Genomic DNA, 3116 nt, shown 5'->3' with positions numbered 1-3116 from the left:
CTGAGCGAGGCGATCTGGGCCAGCCTGAACAACACCGTGAAGTTCTCGGACGTTCCGCACCTCGGGCTGACGGTGCTGCGCGCCCCGACCCTCGACGGCCTCGGCGAGTACTACCAGGACGTGGTCGAGGAGTCTGACGCCCCCGTGGTTGACGTTGCGCAGGCGCTGCGCGACTCGGGCGCCGAGGTGCTCGCCTGCTACCTCCCCGTCGGCTCTGAAGAGGCCGTGAAGTTCTACGCGCAGGCGGCGCTCGACGCGGGCATCGCCTTCGTGAACGCGGTCCCCGTCTTCGTGGCGAGCGACCCGGTCTGGGCGCAGAAGTTCATCGACGCCGGGCTGCCGATCGTCGGCGACGACATCAAGAGCCAGGTGGGCGCGACCATCACGCACCGCGTGCTGGCCCGGCTGATGGAGGAGCGCGGGATCGCGCTCGACCACACGTACCAGCTGAACGTCGGCGGCAACATGGACTTCAAGAACATGCTGGAACGCTCGCGGCTGGCCTCGAAGAAGATCTCGAAGACCCGCGCTGTGACGAGCAACATCTCGGCGAACCTCAGCGACGATGACGTGCACATCGGCCCGAGCGACCACGTCCCGTGGCTCGAGGACCGCAAGTTCGCCTTCGTGCGGCTGGAGGGGCGCGGTTTCGGCGACGTGCCGATGAGCCTCGAATACAAGCTCGAGGTCTGGGACTCCCCCAACTCCGCCGGCACCATGATCGACGCGATCCGCGCCGCGAAGGTGGCGCTCGACGCCGGGGTTGCCGGCCCCGTTGAGGCCGCGTCCGCGTACTTCATGAAGTCCCCGCCCGTGCAGAAGCCCGACGACGTGGCGCGCACGGAGCTGGAGGCCTTCCTCGCGGCCAACTCCCCCGCCTAACCGCTCACCCGGAAACACGACGTCGCACGCAGGGCGCTCCCGCAGTATGCCGGGGGCGCCCTGCGTCGCGTTCGGGGATGTTTCCCGTGAAACGCTTCGCTGTTCCCCGGCGGGCGAGGCTCAGCGCGTCGCGGAGGCGTAGCGCCCGAGGAGCGCATGTGCGCTGTCGAGCCAGCGGTGCCCCAGGGCGTGGGAGCGCGCGCTCCGGGACAGGTGAGCCAGGCCACTGGGGTCGCCGAGGAGCTCGGCGATGGCCGCTCCCCAGCGCACCGGGTCGCGGTCGGGCAGCAGCCGGCCCGAGACCCCGTCGGCGACGGACTCGCGGAACCCCGTGTGGGCCGGGGCCAACACCGGGGTTCCGGAGGCGGCCGACTCCAGCGCGACCAGGCCGAAGGTTTCGCTGTGCGAGGGCATGAGCGTGAGCCGTGCGCCCGCGAGGAGCGCGGCGGCCCCGGCCCGAGCCTGGCCCGGGAGGAAGCGGACGTGCTCGACGAGGTCCAGCTCGGCCACGAGATTCGCCAGGCCGCGCGCATACGCCGCGTGCTCCGGGGTGGCCTCCCCCGCGAGCACGAGGCCGAGGGGGTGCGCCTCACCCAGCAGGCGGCGGGCCTCGGCGAGCGCGCGGATAGCGAGGTCCTGCCCCTTGAGCGGCTGGACGCGGCCGAGCAGCGCGAGCCAGTCCCGCGTTGCGCCCGGCTCACCGAGCGTCGCGGCGAAGCCCGTGGCCGCCTCCGGCCGGAACCTCTCCGTGTCCACCCCGGGGGTGATGACGGCGATCCGGTCGCGGGGTACGTCGTAGCCCGCGCTGATCGCCGCTGCCTCGCTGGAACTCACCGCGATCGGTATGGCACGGTGCACGAGCTCACGCTCGGCGCGCAGCCGCGCCTCGGGCTCCGGGGTGTCCCCCGGGGCGAGGCGGGCGTTCTTCTGCGCGCCCACGGTGTGCAGGGTGATGGCGAGTGCGGCGCCGTGCGCCGCGGCTGCCGGAGCGGCGGCAAGGCCGCTCAGCCAGTAGTGGGCGTGAACCACGTCAAAGCGTGGCAGGGCGGCCACGGCACGGCCAAACTCCTGGGCTACGGACGGCAGCGCTGCCTTCGCCAGGTCCGGCTCCCCGGCGTCGATGACGCGCAGCAGGGCCCCGGAGTCCATGCGGCGCAGCGCGGCTTCGGCGGGGTGCGTGCGCCGGGTGAGGATGTCCACCTCGTGCCCGAGGGCGACGAGCGCCGCGGCGGTCTCCGCGACGACAACGTTCATCCCCCCGGCATCGCCGCTGCCGGGGGTGTGCACCGGTGAGGTGTGCAGGGAGACGAGGGCGATACGCACGACCTCAGCCTAGCGAGCCGGGCACGCGGGCGGTTTCTGAGGAGAATCGCTCGGCCGGCGGGGAAACGGATGCTAGAGTGTAGAGGTTGTCCTGGTACCCGTTACCGGGACACGATGCACAATTACCCTCCTGTCACAGAAATCCTGTGGCCGCGAAGTCCGAAGGAGGTGGGTTAGTGACGCATCAGTACGAACTTATGGTGATCCTGGATCCGGAGGTTGACGAGCGCACGGTTGCTCCCAGCCTGGAAAAGTTCCTCAACGTCATCCGCAACGGCGGTGGCACGGTGGAGAACACCGACATCTGGGGCAAGCGCCGTCTTGCTTACGAGATCAAGAAGAAGGCCGAGGGCATCTACGCCGTCGTCGACTTCACCGCGACCCCCGAGGTGACCGCTGAGCTTGACCGCCAGCTGAACCTGAGCGAGGCCGTGCTGCGCACGAAGGTGCTCCGCGCCGACGAGGGCATCGCCCAGCGCGCCGAGCAGGCGAAGCGTGACGCTGCCAAGGCAGCCCGCGCAGCGAACAAGCTGAGCGCTTAGCCATGGCCGGCGAGACCGTGATCACCGTGGTCGGCAACCTCACTGCCGACCCCGAGTTGCGCTTTACCAACAGTGGGGTCGCCCTGGCTACCTTCACGATCGCCTCGACTCCCCGCACGTTCGACCGTCAGGCGAACGAGTGGAAAGACGGCGAGGCACTGTTTATGCGTGCGAGTGTGTGGCGCGAGTTCGCTGAGCACGTGGCGAGCTCGCTGACGAAGGGGTCCCGCGTTGTCGCAACCGGGCGCCTGAAGCAGCGCTCCTACGAAACAAAAGAGGGCGAAAAGCGCAGCAGCATCGAGCTGGAGGTCGACGAGATCGGTCCCAGCCTGCGCTACGCAACCGCACAGGTCACCCGGGCGCAGTCCC

General features: G+C 70.0%; 4 protein-coding genes. 3 read left to right on the top strand and 1 reads right to left on the bottom strand.

Features of this window, described 5'->3' with window-relative positions; translation table 11 throughout:
• Window positions 1–882: inositol-3-phosphate synthase (locus tag OOT08_RS09505; protein WP_325092409.1), on the top strand; the 882-nt coding region annotated here is incomplete at its 5' end.
• Between the two features lie 120 nt (window positions 883–1002).
• On the opposite strand, the gene OOT08_RS09500 is transcribed toward OOT08_RS09505, so the two are convergent.
• The gene (locus tag OOT08_RS09500; RefSeq protein ID WP_325092408.1) at window positions 1003–2205 is read right to left on the bottom strand and encodes a glycosyltransferase; all 1203 of its coding nucleotides are present in this window, start codon (window positions 2203–2205) and stop codon (window positions 1003–1005) included.
• Between the two features lie 197 nt (window positions 2206–2402).
• Here OOT08_RS09500 and rpsF point away from each other — a divergent pair, with 197 nt between their 5' ends.
• On the top strand, window positions 2403–2747 hold the full coding sequence (gene rpsF / locus OOT08_RS09495; protein ID WP_442916235.1) for a 30S ribosomal protein S6: 345 nt from the start codon (window positions 2403–2405) through the stop codon (window positions 2745–2747).
• A 2-nt stretch (window positions 2748–2749) separates the two neighbouring features.
• Window positions 2750–3116: single-stranded DNA-binding protein (locus OOT08_RS09490; RefSeq protein WP_325092406.1), on the top strand; the 367-nt coding region annotated here is incomplete at its 3' end.

It is taken from the genome of Leucobacter sp. M11, assembly GCF_035726885.1.
Taxonomy (GTDB): Bacteria; Actinomycetota; Actinomycetes; order Actinomycetales; family Microbacteriaceae; genus JAPFRB01.
This window is presented reverse-complemented; position numbering and strand designations above follow the sequence as displayed.

Excerpts from the sequence above, each read along its gene's own strand:
- rpsF (WP_442916235.1), top strand. The coding sequence starts at position 2,403 with ATGGTGATCCTGGATCCGGAGGTTGACGAGCGCACGGTTGCTCCCAGC.